The sequence below is a fragment of the Actinoallomurus vinaceus genome (assembly GCF_039542055.1).
GTDB lineage: Bacteria > Actinomycetota > Actinomycetes > Streptosporangiales > Streptosporangiaceae > Actinoallomurus > Actinoallomurus vinaceus.
The window spans coordinates 530346-543456 of the sequence record NZ_BAABHK010000004.1; the positions used below are offsets into that span (position 1 = coordinate 530346).

The 13111-nt window shown below is 70.6% G+C and carries 26 protein-coding genes and 1 pseudogene; all 27 read right to left on the bottom strand.

Features of this window, described 5'->3' with window-relative positions; translation table 11 throughout:
- Nucleotide 1: 1 nt before the first annotated feature.
- The 27 genes and pseudogenes from ABEA24_RS17795 to ABEA24_RS17925 all read right to left on the bottom strand — a co-directional run bounded on the left by ABEA24_RS17795 (nt 2) and on the right by ABEA24_RS17925 (nt 13091).
- Nucleotides 2–274 (bottom strand): hypothetical protein, encoded by a 273-nt coding sequence (locus tag ABEA24_RS17795; RefSeq protein WP_345431977.1) that lies wholly within the window; start codon nt 272–274, stop codon nt 2–4.
- A 2-nt stretch (nt 275–276) separates the two neighbouring features.
- Entirely contained in the window at nt 277–555 is a 279-nt protein-coding gene (locus ABEA24_RS17800) for a hypothetical protein (protein WP_345431978.1), read from the bottom strand.
- Nucleotides 552–1682 (bottom strand): hypothetical protein, encoded by a 1131-nt coding sequence (locus ABEA24_RS17805; protein WP_345431979.1) that lies wholly within the window; start codon nt 1680–1682, stop codon nt 552–554. Before ABEA24_RS17805 ends, ABEA24_RS17800 begins: the two co-directional genes overlap by 4 nt.
- A 78-nt stretch (nt 1683–1760) precedes the next feature.
- A complete protein-coding gene (locus ABEA24_RS17810; RefSeq protein ID WP_345431980.1) occupies nt 1761–2096 on the bottom strand; it encodes a hypothetical protein in 336 nt (111 codons plus the stop codon).
- Nucleotides 2093–2428 (bottom strand): helix-turn-helix domain-containing protein, encoded by a 336-nt coding sequence (locus ABEA24_RS17815; protein ID WP_345431981.1) that lies wholly within the window; start codon nt 2426–2428, stop codon nt 2093–2095. Before ABEA24_RS17815 ends, ABEA24_RS17810 begins: the two co-directional genes overlap by 4 nt.
- Nucleotides 2428–4221 (bottom strand): DNA cytosine methyltransferase, encoded by a 1794-nt coding sequence (locus ABEA24_RS17820; protein WP_345431982.1) that lies wholly within the window; start codon nt 4219–4221, stop codon nt 2428–2430. The genes ABEA24_RS17815 and ABEA24_RS17820 overlap by 1 nt, the downstream gene beginning before the upstream one ends.
- Entirely contained in the window at nt 4215–4769 is a 555-nt protein-coding gene (locus tag ABEA24_RS17825) for a hypothetical protein (RefSeq protein ID WP_345431983.1), read from the bottom strand. The genes ABEA24_RS17820 and ABEA24_RS17825 overlap by 7 nt, the downstream gene beginning before the upstream one ends.
- Nucleotides 4766–5119 carry a hypothetical protein gene (locus ABEA24_RS17830; protein WP_345431984.1) on the bottom strand — a complete coding sequence of 118 codons (354 nt, stop codon included), beginning with the start codon at nt 5117–5119 and terminating at the stop codon, nt 4766–4768. Before ABEA24_RS17830 ends, ABEA24_RS17825 begins: the two co-directional genes overlap by 4 nt.
- On the bottom strand, nt 5116–5454 hold the full coding sequence (locus ABEA24_RS17835; protein ID WP_345431985.1) for a hypothetical protein: 339 nt from the start codon (nt 5452–5454) through the stop codon (nt 5116–5118). Before ABEA24_RS17835 ends, ABEA24_RS17830 begins: the two co-directional genes overlap by 4 nt.
- On the bottom strand, nt 5451–5918 hold the full coding sequence (locus ABEA24_RS17840) for a hypothetical protein (protein ID WP_345431986.1): 468 nt from the start codon (nt 5916–5918) through the stop codon (nt 5451–5453). Before ABEA24_RS17840 ends, ABEA24_RS17835 begins: the two co-directional genes overlap by 4 nt.
- Nucleotides 5911–6225, bottom strand: coding sequence for a hypothetical protein (locus tag ABEA24_RS17845; RefSeq protein WP_345431987.1), 315 nt, complete (start codon nt 6223–6225; stop codon nt 5911–5913). The genes ABEA24_RS17840 and ABEA24_RS17845 overlap by 8 nt, the downstream gene beginning before the upstream one ends.
- Nucleotides 6218–6490, bottom strand: a complete 273-nt coding sequence (locus ABEA24_RS17850) for a hypothetical protein (protein WP_345431988.1) — start codon at nt 6488–6490, stop codon at nt 6218–6220. Before ABEA24_RS17850 ends, ABEA24_RS17845 begins: the two co-directional genes overlap by 8 nt.
- Nucleotides 6487–6696: a hypothetical protein gene (locus tag ABEA24_RS17855; RefSeq protein WP_345431989.1), complete on the bottom strand. Its 210-nt coding sequence runs from the start codon at nt 6694–6696 to the stop codon at nt 6487–6489. Before ABEA24_RS17855 ends, ABEA24_RS17850 begins: the two co-directional genes overlap by 4 nt.
- Nucleotides 6693–7022: a helix-turn-helix domain-containing protein gene (locus tag ABEA24_RS17860; RefSeq protein WP_345431990.1), complete on the bottom strand. Its 330-nt coding sequence runs from the start codon at nt 7020–7022 to the stop codon at nt 6693–6695. Before ABEA24_RS17860 ends, ABEA24_RS17855 begins: the two co-directional genes overlap by 4 nt.
- Nucleotides 7019–7465 (bottom strand): HNH endonuclease, encoded by a 447-nt coding sequence (locus tag ABEA24_RS17865; RefSeq protein ID WP_345431991.1) that lies wholly within the window; start codon nt 7463–7465, stop codon nt 7019–7021. The genes ABEA24_RS17860 and ABEA24_RS17865 overlap by 4 nt, the downstream gene beginning before the upstream one ends.
- Nucleotides 7462–8166 carry an ERF family protein gene (locus ABEA24_RS17870; RefSeq protein WP_345431992.1) on the bottom strand — a complete coding sequence of 235 codons (705 nt, stop codon included), beginning with the start codon at nt 8164–8166 and terminating at the stop codon, nt 7462–7464. Before ABEA24_RS17870 ends, ABEA24_RS17865 begins: the two co-directional genes overlap by 4 nt.
- Complete coding sequence (locus ABEA24_RS17875; RefSeq protein ID WP_345431993.1) at nt 8163–9008, bottom strand: PD-(D/E)XK nuclease-like domain-containing protein; 846 nt, start codon at nt 9006–9008, stop codon at nt 8163–8165. Before ABEA24_RS17875 ends, ABEA24_RS17870 begins: the two co-directional genes overlap by 4 nt.
- Before the next feature lie 61 nt (nt 9009–9069).
- A complete protein-coding gene (locus ABEA24_RS17880; protein WP_345431994.1) occupies nt 9070–9216 on the bottom strand; it encodes a hypothetical protein in 147 nt (48 codons plus the stop codon).
- The gene (locus tag ABEA24_RS17885; protein ID WP_345431995.1) at nt 9213–9698 is read right to left on the bottom strand and encodes a hypothetical protein; all 486 of its coding nucleotides are present in this window, start codon (nt 9696–9698) and stop codon (nt 9213–9215) included. The genes ABEA24_RS17880 and ABEA24_RS17885 overlap by 4 nt, the downstream gene beginning before the upstream one ends.
- Nucleotides 9698–10048, bottom strand: coding sequence for a hypothetical protein (locus tag ABEA24_RS17890; RefSeq protein WP_345431996.1), 351 nt, complete (start codon nt 10046–10048; stop codon nt 9698–9700). Before ABEA24_RS17890 ends, ABEA24_RS17885 begins: the two co-directional genes overlap by 1 nt.
- Nucleotides 10045–10398 (bottom strand): hypothetical protein, encoded by a 354-nt coding sequence (locus tag ABEA24_RS17895; RefSeq protein WP_345431997.1) that lies wholly within the window; start codon nt 10396–10398, stop codon nt 10045–10047. The genes ABEA24_RS17890 and ABEA24_RS17895 overlap by 4 nt, the downstream gene beginning before the upstream one ends.
- A complete protein-coding gene (locus ABEA24_RS17900; protein WP_345431998.1) occupies nt 10395–10985 on the bottom strand; it encodes a hypothetical protein in 591 nt (196 codons plus the stop codon). Before ABEA24_RS17900 ends, ABEA24_RS17895 begins: the two co-directional genes overlap by 4 nt.
- A 232-nt stretch (nt 10986–11217) precedes the next feature.
- Nucleotides 11218–11382 (bottom strand): annotated as a pseudogene (locus ABEA24_RS17905) (BldC family transcriptional regulator); the annotation flags it as partial.
- A complete protein-coding gene (locus ABEA24_RS17910) occupies nt 11379–11711 on the bottom strand; it encodes a hypothetical protein (protein WP_345431999.1) in 333 nt (110 codons plus the stop codon). The gene ABEA24_RS17910 and the pseudogene ABEA24_RS17905, both read right to left, overlap by 4 nt.
- Before the next feature lie 71 nt (nt 11712–11782).
- Nucleotides 11783–11944, bottom strand: a complete 162-nt coding sequence (locus tag ABEA24_RS17915; RefSeq protein ID WP_345432000.1) for a hypothetical protein — start codon at nt 11942–11944, stop codon at nt 11783–11785.
- Nucleotides 11944–12699: a phage antirepressor gene (locus ABEA24_RS17920; RefSeq protein WP_345432001.1), complete on the bottom strand. Its 756-nt coding sequence runs from the start codon at nt 12697–12699 to the stop codon at nt 11944–11946. Before ABEA24_RS17920 ends, ABEA24_RS17915 begins: the two co-directional genes overlap by 1 nt.
- 143 nt (nt 12700–12842) lie before the next feature.
- A complete protein-coding gene (locus ABEA24_RS17925; RefSeq protein WP_345432002.1) occupies nt 12843–13091 on the bottom strand; it encodes a helix-turn-helix domain-containing protein in 249 nt (82 codons plus the stop codon).
- Nucleotides 13092–13111 lie beyond the last annotated feature (20 nt).

The window sequence follows — 13111 nt, forward strand, 5'->3', positions numbered from 1 at the left end:
CCTACCGGCAGTCGCTGCACGGCTCGGCACCGCACAGGCTGTGGTCGCGTTCGATGGCCCGGTCGATCGCGGGGCGCACCGCGTGGTCGACGGCGTGGCCGATGCGGATCTGGTCGAGCATGCGGCGTTCCACGGCGGCCTGGTAGGCGTTGCGCTGCTCGGCCGGCGGCATGTCCCAGTGCGCGGCGTACCAGTCGATGGCGGCGTTCCAGCAGGTCTGCTCCATGACGTGGATGTCGGCGTGAAGCAGGCACGCAGCGGGTTGGGCGGCCATGGTCAGGCTCCGATCTCAAGCTGTTCGGGCTGGGGGGCGTGCGCGGTCTTCCACGCCTCGTAGGCGGCGTCTCGCTCGGCGGTTCGCTGGGCGCGGATCCGCTCGATGATCCGGGTGACGCCCTTAGCGAGTGCGCCCATCGGGTCGTTCTGCTGCTCCAGGCACGGTGGGCAGCGGTTCTTCAGCGACCCGGATCCGCACGGACACAGGTCGGCCTCGGTGGGGGCCTGCGCGGCCTGGCGTGCCAGAGCGTTCGTACGGCATGCCTGCGCGCTGGTCATGAGGCTTCCTCGTTTCGGAGGGGGTGGCAGAGCGGGCAGCGGTGGATCACGCCGTCGACCTCGACCTGGCGGGTGCGCTCGTCGCATTCGCCGCACCAGGCCGGCCGGGGCGGGCGCTCGGCGGCGAGGCGGATCGTCCACCAAGGGCCGTCGTGGGCGAGGCGGCCGGGGTGCTGGCTGGCGGGGTCCCGGGCGACGGCGAGCATGGCGGCCGCCCGGAGCGCGGCGGGACGCTCGAGGACCTCGGACCGATTCAGGGCGCGGGTGATGGATGCGGTGGTCCAGTCGGGGCGGAGTTCGCGCACCTGACGGATCAGGTCGAGGTCGTTGATCTGGCTCTGGCCCTCCTCCCCCTCCGCCTGTGCGCCGGCCGTCGGATCGGGGGCGGATCCGGTCGGATGGGGGCTGGGGGGAGGCGGATCCGAAGGATCCGACGGAATTGACCTATGACCTATGTCCTCTGACCTATGACCTATGTGGATTCCGGTCGGAGTCCGAAGCGGATCCGACTTGGGATGACCCTCAACTGCCCTACGCTGGGACGACTCCGTACGGTTACCAATTTCCTGTGATCTCGTTTCAGTAACGGGCAACGTCGGCGATGCGCCCGTTATCGATCCGTGACCGTTTACCAAGTGATCACTTACGTTTGTTGCATCGTTGTCATGGGTCCCACCGTCATCCGGTTTGGGATCCGAATCGGATCCGTTCTGGCACCACTCGCAGTCCGGCTTGGTGACCCCGCGCTCGACGTGCCAACGGACGTGATTGGCCTTCGCGCCCGAGCGCTTCTTCTCCTCCGACCGGTCCCGCACGGCCTGACGGCTGCGGTTCCGCTTCAAGAAGGCAGCCACATACCAGGAGGCGCCGCGGCGCTGGATCAGCCCAACCTCGGCGAGCCGCTCAGCGTCCTTCTCCCCGACCTTCGGAGGGTCGGGGTAGGCGAGGACCCCGATCTGCTCGGCCGGCACGAGGCCGTCGGTCAGGTTCTCCTTGCAGTAGCAGATCATCTGCACGTAGAGATCTCGGGCACGGCGAGCGTCCCGGCCGTACCGCGCGAGCGCGCGGACCTTCGGGTCGTCGGCGAAGTTCACCGACAGCTGCACGTAGATCTCGCCATGGGCCATGTCAGTCGTCGTCCTGTCCGGTGATGCGGCGGGCGAGCCCGGCGGCGTACCGGGCTCGCTCTGGCGGCAGAGGGTTGGTCACTCGGTTGCGTCTTCGTCGGGCTTCACGAACGCCTCACGCAGCTCGTCCTCGAGCGTCAGCGGGAGCACGGTCTTGCCGGTGCGCTTCTCCAGCGCCCGCTCCATGAGCCGCCGGGCCTTGGTCAGGTCGTCGTTCAGCAGCGCCTCGATGCGGCGGATGCGGACGGTGGGCACGACCTCGCCGGTGTCGGAATCGGTGGTGATCTTCTTGCAGTCGACGATGGCGAGCACGACATGCAGCTCATGCGGGTTGGTGACCAGGTCGGTGACGATCGGGCCGAGGCCGTTCGCGTCTCCCTTCGGCAGGGAGCTGGTCAGCTTGGCGTCGCTCATGGGCGTTCCTCTTCTGTCGTGTTGTTCGCCACGCCGAGGGCTTCGGCGAGGGTGTGGATCAGTTCCTGCATCAGCTCCGCCACCTCCGGCGACAGCTCCGGCGGCGGAGGTGGCGGCGGCAGGCCGGGCAGCGGCGGGTAGAAGGCGACCTGTAGGCCGAGGGCGCCGGCCCAGCAGATGAGGCCGGTCATGCTGGGGTCGTCAGAGCCGGTCTCGTAGCCGCCGATGCTGCTGCGGGTGTATCCGGCGCGGCAGGCGACCTCGGCCTGGGTGAGGCCTTGGCGGCGGCGTTCCTCGCGTAGGGCGGTGACGAGCGGCAGCGGGGCGGGCATCAGGCCACCTCCAGGTCTTCGCCCGTGATGGCCTCGACGAGGGCGGAGACGATGAGCTCGGCGACCGGCGGGGTGACGGCATTGCCAAGCTGCCGGACGCGATCGCGCTTGGCGGTGCCGCAGATGATGTAGTCGTCGGCGAACGCCATGGCGCGCTGGATCTCGTGCGGCTCCAACATCCGGAACCGGACCTCGTTGATGTCGATCTGCTCGGCTGCGGTGGCCAGGGCGTACCGGTCGCGGGTGGACAGCGTGCCGACCGGGTCGGTGACCGGGCGGGCGGTGCCGTTGGTGTAGTACGGCACGAGCAGGTGCTCCCAGGTGATCAAGGACTGGTGGCCCTTGGTCGTCATCGTGCGCAGCGGCTCGGAGACGGGTGTGCAGTGCTCGCCGCCGTCTCCCCGGCTGCCGTTGTTTCGGACGACCATCGCCGGGACATCGAACATCGGCTCGGGCAGCGCGAGACCGTGGTGGTTCCCGCTGGCCGTGACGGTGCTGAGCGCCTCGTCGATGCTGCGGGCGCGGTCCTTGTCGCCGCCTCCACGCAGGGACACGAGGAACGGCAGGTACGCGATGCCGGTCTCGTTGCGTGCGGTCTGGGTCCGCATCGGCTGGTTGGCCGGCGCGGCCGTCTTCCCGGGCCGACCCTCGACGGGCACCATCAGCGACGGTGGCGTCGTCACGCCGTAGTGAGCCTTCGTGGTCAGGGTGCCGGTCGGCTCACTCACCGGGTGTGCGGCATTCCCGCTGTAGTACGGGATGAGCAACGGCGGCACGGCCACGCCGTCGCTCTCGCGGGTCAGCCGTGTGGGCATCGGCTCGTCGACTGGGACGGCCTTGTCGCGCCAGGTGCCGCCTGCCGGGGACAGCAGCGGGATGGCGTGCTTCTTGAACCCGGCCCGGACGCGCGCGATGGTGTTCGGCGCCAGCGGCTCCAGGCCGTGCTCTTCGCGCTCGCCGATCGGGATACCGGCGATGGACCAGTCGATCGCCGTCAGTGCGGGCAGCGCCTCAGGCTCGACGATCTGCCCCCGGCAGGCGTGCGATGGGCACTTGTAGACGTACTGGCCGTGGCGGCCGTACCGGCCCATGTCATTTGCGGGGTTCTTGAAGACCTGAAGCGCGTCGATGACCTGGTCGCAGCTCGGGCAGTACGCGTGCGGCCGGAGCCATTTGTCCCAGTCCGGGCGCCGGCCGAGGGCCTTGAGCCAGTACGCCACGTACAGCCGGTCACGGCTCTGCGGCGCGCGCTGGGAGCGGGGCGCGTTGGCGTGCATGGAGTTGTACGCGATGAGGCGGGTCTCGTAGCCGAGCGACTGGATCCCCTCATGCAGCCAGCGGCGCCATTCAGCCCACTTGCGGCACTGGATGACGTTCTCGACGACGCCTGCGAGCACGGGCTGTCCGCGGTCTGCCCAGTGGCGGAGGTAGCGGGGGATCTCCTCCATGAGCTTGCGCGCGCGCATCGTCTGCTCGTCCGGGCCGGTGCCGTCATCGGGCATCCCGTCGAGCGTCTGATAGGTCGACTTGTCGAAGTCCCGCTTCTTGCCGCGGGCGTCGGTCCACGGCGGGCATGCCGGGGACGCCCAGAAGATGTCAGCGCGCGCGAAGCGGGTGATGCGCATGTCGAGGACGTCGCCGAGAATGTGGTCGACGCCGGGATAGTTCGCGCCGTGGGTCTCCAGCGCGAGTGGGTTGTGGTTCGCGGCCTGGATCGGCTTCACGCCGGGTACGGCCGCGGCGCCCTGAGTCGAGCCACCCGCGCCGGCGAACTCGTCGTAGAGGGTCAGCACGGTGCCACCTCCGGCCATGCGACCTTGGCGAGCGCCTCACGCTGCGCCTTCGGCAGGTCGACGAACGGCAGGCCGAGATGTTCGCGGCCCATCGCGCCGAGCCACCAGGCGTCGACCTTGTTGTCGTCGCCGAGCTCGACGCCCCAGCGCTTCTGGACGGCGACGGCCATGGCGGTCTTGTCGGCGTTCCCCCTGCCTGTGGCGTACTTCTTCAGCACGGCCGGCGGGACGACGGCGAGCGGCCAGTTCGGCTGCGACAGGATGCGGTCGACGACCAGCCACCACAGCCCGGCCCGATCCCACGTTCCGGCGCCCTTGGACCCGTAGGAGGGGCCCTCGACGACGACGAGGGCCGGGTGCGGGCCCATGAAGGCGATGAACTCCGTGACCTCGCGGCCGATGTGGCGAAGCCGGGCGTTCTGGCTGTCGACGGTATTGCCGTACGGCGTGCTGCGGATCGTCTTGGTGATGACCTGGCCGTCGTGGGCGAAGTCGGCGATGCCGGTTCCGGTGAGCGACAGGTCCAGGCCGATGACGCGGGGCTTCACATCTCCTCCAGGAGGGCGCGGAGTTCGTCGGCGCAGTCGCGGAGCTGCCGGATGCGGCCGCGGGCGACGTTGGATAGGCCGTGGACGCCGTGGCTGTGCCAGAAATCGCGCCAGGCCTGCTGTCCGGCGATGTCGGTGTCCCAGGTGGCAGTGAGAGCGCGCGCCTTGGCGCGGAGCCGGTCGAGCTCGAGGGACTCCTCACGGAACAGCGGGCCGCCGACGCGGACGGCGAGGCGGTACCGCCAGATCTCGATGCGGCGGCGCCGGCGGGCGCGGCGGAGGGCTCGAGCGATGGCGGGGCCCGCCGGGACGACGTCCGTCCCGGCGGGGGTCTGGTCGGTGGTGGTCATGCGGCGATCGGCCTTCCTCGGGTCACGGGCGGCAGGCCGAGCCGCTGCCGGATCGAGCGGACGCCGTACGGGCCGATGTCGAGGTGCTCGGCGATCCAGGGGTCGGGCATCTTCCGGGCGTGCAGGGCGCGGACGACCAGCTCCCGCTCGGCGAAGGTGAGGTGTTCGGGCGGGTCCCCGGCGACGGCACGTTCGACGGCGATCTCGTCGACGTCCCGCGACGGCAGAACAGCCGGGGTGGGGGTGCCGTAGCGGTACCAGCGCCAGTAGTGGACGTAGCAGTAGTTCCGCGCCAGGTGCTCGGCGTTGCAGCCGGGGACAGTGCAGGCCCTCACGACTCCTCCAGGGCCTGCTTGGCGAATTCGTCGGTCATGAGCCGCCGGAACTCCTGCTCGTGGCGGCGGGCCAGCTCGGCACGGGCGCGGTCCCAGCGGCGCGGGTGCTTGCCCTGGGCGGCGATGAGTTCGGCGTACTCGTCCGGGTAGCGGTGGACGAGCTGGGTGCGGGCACGGTCACGGACCCGCGTGTGGCCCTGGCCGCGCTTGGCGGCTGCGTTCGCGGCGCGGCTCATGGCCGCCCGGTGCGCCTCGGTGCCCTCGGTCGTCTCGGCGCTGCACGGGCAGTCCCGGACCAGCTCCCGCCCGGAAGTCGCGACCCCGAGGCAGCCGAAGGCGTGCTTCCGGCCGCGCTCGCACAGCCGCTCCGTGCAGCACTCGCAGTTCGGGCACGGCCCGGCCGAGGGATCGACCCAGGTGTGGAAGTCGCCGGCGGGCGTGCCGTGCATGATGCGATCAGCCACGGTCGCCCCCGTCCTGCGCGGGCGTGCCGGGCCGGTACGGGTCCGGCGCCGTCGGCGACTGGCCCGCGACCGGCTGCGGGCGGGTGGCCAGTTTCGCCTCCGCGATCGCGTCCAGCTCGGCGGCGGCCAGGTCGCACTGCTCGGCGTCGTACTCCGCGCGCTGCAGCACCTCGTTGACCCGGTCGCGCACGGCGGCCAGCTCGGTCTCCGCGTTCTCCTTGGCCGCACGGCGGATGTCGGCGGCGCGGGCACGCATCCGCTCGGCCTGATCCCGCAGAGCGGGGATCGTGTACGTAGACTCAGACATGGTGAATCCCTTCGGGGTCAGAGGCGGCGTCCGTTGCAGCGGGCGCCGCTTCGTTTTCCAGCTCGGCGGCCAAGGCGGCCTCCAGCTCGATGACGTGGCGCAGGACTTCTCTCGTGCGGGTGAGCGCATCCCGGCCGGCCTGTCCGTAGGGGCGGCGGCCGGTGTGCGCGTCGCCCTTGCGGTAGACGCCGAGGTCGCACGCGGCTCGGCGCAGCGCCGTACGGGCCCGGTGCAAGGCCGCCTCGGTGGGGGGCTTGGCGGTCATTCCGGCCGTCCTTCCGTGCGGGTCTGGATCGCCTCCAGGCCGTGAGCGGGGTCGAGAGTGTTGCCGGTGAGCTGGAACAGCTCCCGCACGGTCCGGCAGCCGTGGTCGATGGGTAGGGCGGTCCCGCACCAGCTGCACGGGGCGACCGGCACGGCCAGCGCGAGACGGCCCTCGCGGGAGGCGACGAAGTAGACCGGGCCGATCACTTCGCACCACCGACCTTGGCCAGTGCGCGCTGAGCAACGGCCACGGCGCGTTCCAGCTCGGCGATCCGAGTCAGGTACGCCATCGCGGTCGCGTCCGGGTTGGCGACGACGCCGAGCATCGAGCTCAGGTCAGCGCCGAGTGCGGTGGCGATATCGCATGCCTCGTTCAGGCGCAGCGGGCGGCTGGCGGCCTCCAGCTTCGCGATCGTCGACTGGTGGCGCGGCACGCTGGTTCCGGCGAGTGCGCGGGCGAGGTCTTCCTGAGACATGCCGCGCGCCTTGCGGATGCGTCGGACCTGTTCGCCGAAGTTCTTCTCCCAGCTCACGCCACACCGCCCCAGCTGTCGGGGTGCTGCACCGTCCCGTCGTCCATCAGGAACACCCAGCCGTAGGCGGCGTGAGCGACGGGGATGTCGGCCGGGTTGATGCCGCGCTTCACCCAGAACCCGAGCTTCCGCATCGCCGGGTCTCGCTCTTCGCACGCGAGGTGGCAGCCGCCCGGCGAGGTCGCCGACCCGCACAGCGTGACGAGGTTGCTCGGCCTGTTGATCGCCGGGTCCGTGGTGCCGCCCATGCCGCGCGCCACCCGATGCTGAAGGCTGTACGGGCCGTACAGCACCGACCGGCCGCAGTGTGCGCAGGAGTAGTGGTCGCGTTCGAGCACGAGTTCGCGAGTGACCCGGTCCGGGCCGGTATGCCGCGGCCGACGCCCCTTCTGGCGGCGGGTCGGCAGCGGAGCCTTCCGGCGCAGATCCGCGCGGCGCTTCACGGCTGGCCGCCGTTGGAGACCAGTTCCGACAGCCGTATCGCCGGATCCGGATCGGCCGTGATCTGCTGAAGGGTGTCGATGACCGTGGAAGCCTCCTTGCGGGTCATCTCCGTCGCGCTCGTCAGGTCGCGGCCGACGATCACCGATGCGGCGCGCAGCCGGTCGGCCTTGTCGGTCCACTCGGCCTGGCTGAACAGGGCGTGCAGCTTCTGCAGCTGCGGCTTGGTGGCCTCGCGATCGCTGGTGGCCTCTGGTGCCTGGTTGGCGGCCGGAGCGCGCCACGCTGACCGCTGGCTGTTCCGCTCGGCTTCGGCCTGTGCGGCGTCGTCGTCGTCTTCGGGAGCAACACCCGTCACCGCGCACAGGCAGTACCGGCGCGCGTAGGTGATCGCCGACCCCACCGTCTGCGGGCTGCCGGACGTCGGCAGCGGGTACTCGCCGTCCTCGGATTCGCCGGAGACGTGCAGCAGCTTGTACGCCAGGACGAACCGGCCCTCGATCATCGTGGGCTTGGCGAGGAACGACAGGCCCAGCTCGCCGAGGATCGGCATCAGCTCGCGGGTGATCTGCGCGAGGTCGGCGTAGGTGTAGCTGTAACGCGCCTTGTCCGTCTTGACGTCGGCGGTCTGGGTCTTCTTGATCTCAGGGAGGCGGGCCTGCAACATCGCCACCGCCTGCGCGAGGTCCTTCGTCTCGGTCACGCGTACTCCTCGGCGCGTTCAGCCCACGGGGGCAGGGAGATGACTTCGATGTCGGTGGCATGGCCGGGCCAGATGCCGGCGGCGGTGCAATCGCGGTAGATCTCGATCGCGCGGCGGTTCCGGAGCCACCCGACCCGCAGGGCGGGCTGGTCGAGCTCGACGACCGTGACCAGGTACGGCGGCGTCTTCTCCTGGAAGATGAACTTGAACGCCGTGTCGTCGGGGTAGCCGACGCTGTCGACGGCGTCGAGGTACCAGGCGGCCTGCTGGTGGTAGCCGTACCGGAGCACGGAACTGCGGATCGCGCCCAGGTCGGCGCTGGTCGTGGTCTTGTAGTCGACGATGGTGGGCGGCCCGTAGCCGCCCGTGGGCAGCCAGTCGATCAGGGCGCGCCGCCACACCTCGGTTTCCGTGTCCTGCCAGAAGATCGCCTGTTCGGGCCGGCCGTGGTCGGGGTCCAGGAGCACCCGTGCCAGGTCGTCGCGGTGCAACACGTCGGCCATGGCGTGAACCTGCTCGTACTCGGCGGTCAGCAGCGGCACCGCGCCGTGCTCGTACGCCTCGTCGCGCTTGTCCTGGGCTTTCTTCGTGCGCCAGTCCTTCGCGTCGATCCGCTCCAGCTTCGGGCCGACACCGAGGACGAGCTTGTGCGCGGCGGTGCCGATGTCGAACTCGGACCGACGCTCGCCGCCGTGCTCACGCTCGTACGCGAACTTCGCCGGACAGGACGGCGGCAGTAGCTTGCGGGCGCCACTGCTCGACAGCGACCCGCCTGGGACGGGGTCGGCGTGGTAGGTGTCGGCGTCGATGTCGTACACGCCGGCCTCGGCGATCGAGGTCATCGCGACCACCCGCACGAGCAGCGGAACCAGAACCGGCGGCCGCAGACGGTGCAGAGCTTCCTCACGCGTCCCCCTCGGTGTGCACGGCGCCGACGGCCTCGGCGAGCACGGCCAGCTCGTCGTCGGTCAGCTCGCGGCCGGACATCTCCCGCATCGCGTCGGCGATCCGCTGGGCGTCCTGGGCGATCGGGTCGGTCTCGGTGCTCACTGGCCGCACCCCTCGTGGCAGTCGTCGGTACAGGGCAGGCCGTTGGCCATCCGCTCGAGCGCCTCGCCGTCGGGCCAGTCCAGGCCCATCGCGGCGGCGAACGCGGCGACCTTCGGCGCGCCGTACTGCGGGTACTCGGCGGCGTCCATCGCTGCGATGACGTCGTCGCGGCCGAGCAGCCACGCGTATTCGGTGAGCTTCTCGACGGAGCGGCTCGCGCTGATGCCCCGGTGGTCGCGGATCTTCCCGAGCGCGAACTCGTAGTAGCTCCGGGCCGCCGACTCCCAGTCGCCAGCGCAGACCTGGACGCCGCTCCAGTCCTCGGCCGTGGTCTCCGGCTTCAGGAACGATCGGGCGTGCTCGAACTCCAGGGCGGGCAGGAGCACCTCGCGGCGGAAGCCGAACATGTCGTCCTCGCGGACGGCGTCGAGGCGGGCGAGGATCTCCTCCTGCGTCCTGCGCGGGCTGGCCGGGGCGCCCATCAGGCACCTGCCGGGGTGGGGATCGGTGACGGCGTCATCCGCCGGGCCATGACTTCGATCCGCGCGCGGGACTTCGCGCCGAGCTCCTTGGCCACCCTCTTGCCGCGACCGTTGCGGCGGCCCCGCCACCACAGCCACGTGTAGAAGGCCGCCAGAGAGCCGTCGAACACGGCCCAACCGAGGTCGCCGCCGACCGCCTGGTAGATGAAGCTGAGCCAGTTCCCGATCGCGTACAGGCCGTAGGCGAGATGACGGGCTTCCAGGTCAGACCAGCGGAGGATGACCAGGGCCAGGCCACCGAACGAAAAGGCGGACCCGGCGACGGACAGGGCGGCCATGACGGCGCTCATCGGGCACCGCCCTCGAAGGACAGGCCGTGCTCGTCGACGAACCCGAGCGTCGAACCGGTGTCGAAGCGGACGCGGCACCGGAAGTCGGTGTCGGTGAGGCCGATCACCTCGCCAGGCTCGCCCCACAGCGACGCGTCGTTGCCCCGGTAGACGAACCGGTCGCCGCGCGCCACCAGGTGCCAGCCGACCACCGGCGGCACGTCCACCAGAGCGGCCGCCGCGCGGTCGCCGAGTTCGATGCCGGCCAGTACGGCGCGATGCAGCGCCGGGGTGTGCTCCTTCAGCTGCTGCATGAGTGCGGTGGTGGCGATCGGGCCGGGCGTTCCCGGGCGGATCATCGGGGCGGTCACGACTCGTCCTCGCCGAGCGCCGCGAGGAAGTCCTTGTCGCTCGGCAGCTCGGCCAGCGGCCAGGACTTCGCCAGCGCGACCGGGTAGTAGCCGCCGCTGACAAGGCCGCTATTGCCGTGCTGCTCGCTGCCGCGACCCGCGAACCGGCCCTTGCTGTGCGGGCCCTGCTGGAAGCCGACGTACGCCTCGAAGACCTGCGCGTCGAGGTCGACGACGTAGCCGTACTCGGCGAACAGGGAGTCCAGCGGGAAATCGCTCGCGTCCTCGATGATGCCCGCCTGAAGCATGGCGCCCGGCTTGCCCTGCGTCTCGCGCAGCAGGACGTACCAGTCGTCCAGCTTCCTGCTGCCGACGTCCTGGCGGGCGAACTCGGCGAGGCGCTCGACGTCCTCGGCGGTCGGTTTCGAGTTGGGATCGACGACCCGGAGCGCGGCGACCCTCTCCCGCAGCGCGGGGACGTCGGTGGCGGCGAAGCGCAGCCAGTTCAAGACGTCGACGCCGAGCCCGTCGGGGTAGCTGTCGCAGTGGTTGTAGACGGTCTTCTCGACGCCACCGGCGACGAAGGTAATGAAGCCTCGGGTTCCCATGTCAGCGGTCCTCGCTCTTGGTCTGGTCGGTGGCGTCGGCCTGCGCGCGGGCGGCGGAGAGCTGTCGCATCGCGAGGCTCAGCGCCTCGGCCGGCGTCTCGGCGGACCCGGTGTACGCCTGCTCGCCGCACCACGCGACGACCGTGAACACGTCGCCTTCGTGGGTGAACGCGACCCGCTGCGCCGTGTGCAGCGCCTTGACGAGCAGGTCGTTCAGCGAGCGGCCGTTCGCGGCCTCGACGTCGGCGCGCCGGTAGCGGCGGTGGCCGCCCGGGGTGCGGACGCTCGGCAGGCGACCGGACGCCGCCCACCGGCTCACGGTCTTCGGGTCGACGCGGAGGTAGGCGGCGACCTCTCCGGGCTTCAGCAGGTCCTCGGGGCTGGTCTGGGCGGTCATTGGGCACCGCCTCGGCGGGCGAGGATGATGCGCCGCCACTCGGCGGTCAGTTCGCCGAACTCCTCGCGTGCCGCCCTCCCGCTGTGGACGCTGTTGAAGCCGTGGGCGGCCTCGACGTGCACGCCGCTCTCACGGCCGAACAGCCGGTTGGCGTGCAGGAAGAACGGGTCGTCACCGTGCTCGACCTCGCCGTCCCAGGTCTGGCCGAGGATGCAGTTACACGGGCTGGACAGACGAAGCTGGTCCAAGTCGATGCGGTCGTGCCAGCCGGGGAGCTTCTCGTCGAGGAGCGCCGCGCCCTTGGCGACGCGCTCGGGGATACTGGGCATTGGCCCTGTCCTTCCTGGTGTGGTGATGGGGCCTGGCTCTCGGCCGTGACGGCGGCCGGGAGCCGTCTACGTCAGGCCGCGTCGTCGGCGGCGTGCTGGCGGGCCTCGACGCGCTCACGGATGCGCGCCGGCCAGTCGTGCAGGATCAGCCGCAGCTCGGCGATCTGCTCGGGCCGCAGCGGCGGCATCGCGTCGACGGCGGCCTGGACCTCGGGGCGGATTGTGAAGGCCATCACGCGCCCCCGATCGACAGCTGCTCGCCGAACTGGACCGGGGCGACCCCGCCGAGCTGGTGGTGCAGCTCGCGGACGCCCTTGACGGTGATGCGGACCTGCGGGGCCGCGAGAGCGATCTCGCCGGTCTGCGGGTGCTCGTAGGACTGCGGCAGCTCAGAGAGGCGACCGGAGTCGACGTAGCGCTGGTAAGCGCGCCACCGGCCGTCGCTGCGGGCCCGGTAGATCCACGCAGCGACGGCAAGCTCGGTGAACAGGCGGCGCTCACCGATGCTGATCGCCGGGTCGCGAGAGAGGATCTTCGCCGCGTCGGCCACGCTGTAGTCCCCGGCCCCCGAGGCGAGGACGTTCCAGGAGTGCGCAGGGCCCTCCAGCTCGGCCGCGCGGCGCTTTGTCTCCTCGTGCGCCTCGACCTCGGCCGCATATGCGCGCAGCGCGTCCGGCAGCGACTTCGGAACCTCGAAGGCCGGTGCGGCGTACGAGCCGGTACGGCGAATCGCGGGGAGCACGTCGTGGGTGACCCACCGCTTGAATGCGCGGGCCTCGGGCTTGCGGGAGCGCAGGATCAGCGAGTACAGGCCAGCCTCGTTGACGATCGTGGCGTTCTGCGGGCCACCAGGGGTGTCCACTCTGTAGACACCCCTCTCGTCGTCATCCAGCAGCGCGAGTGAACTGCGCGGATTCCCGAGGTCGAGCACGGCGCACACGTCGGCGGCGACGAACCAAGGCTCGCCGTCGATGAGCACCGTGCGCACCGGCTGACCGGTGGCGGGGAACGTGAAGGGTGCGATCTCCGTCGACGCGGCTGGGAGCTGACAGGAGCGGCATCGCGTGCGGCTGGACTCATTCCAGGTACCGCAGATGCAGGTCCATCCGGACTGCTTCGCAGGCGTGGGGCTCATCGGGCCGTCACCTCGCGCTTGCGCTCCAGCACGACCAACGGGCAGTTCAGCGCCTCGGCGAGCTTGATGAGGTTCTCGGGGGTGGCGTTGCGCCAGCCGCTCTCGATCTCGCCCATGAGCTGTTCGGAGATGCCAACCCTCTCCGCGAGCTGCCGTTTGGTCAGGCCGGCCTTCGTGCGTGCGTAGGTGACCGCCTCGGGTTCTTGATTCAGAGGCGTTTTCGGCCGCTTCCGGGAGGTCGTCATGGCATGACCATAGTGCGTGG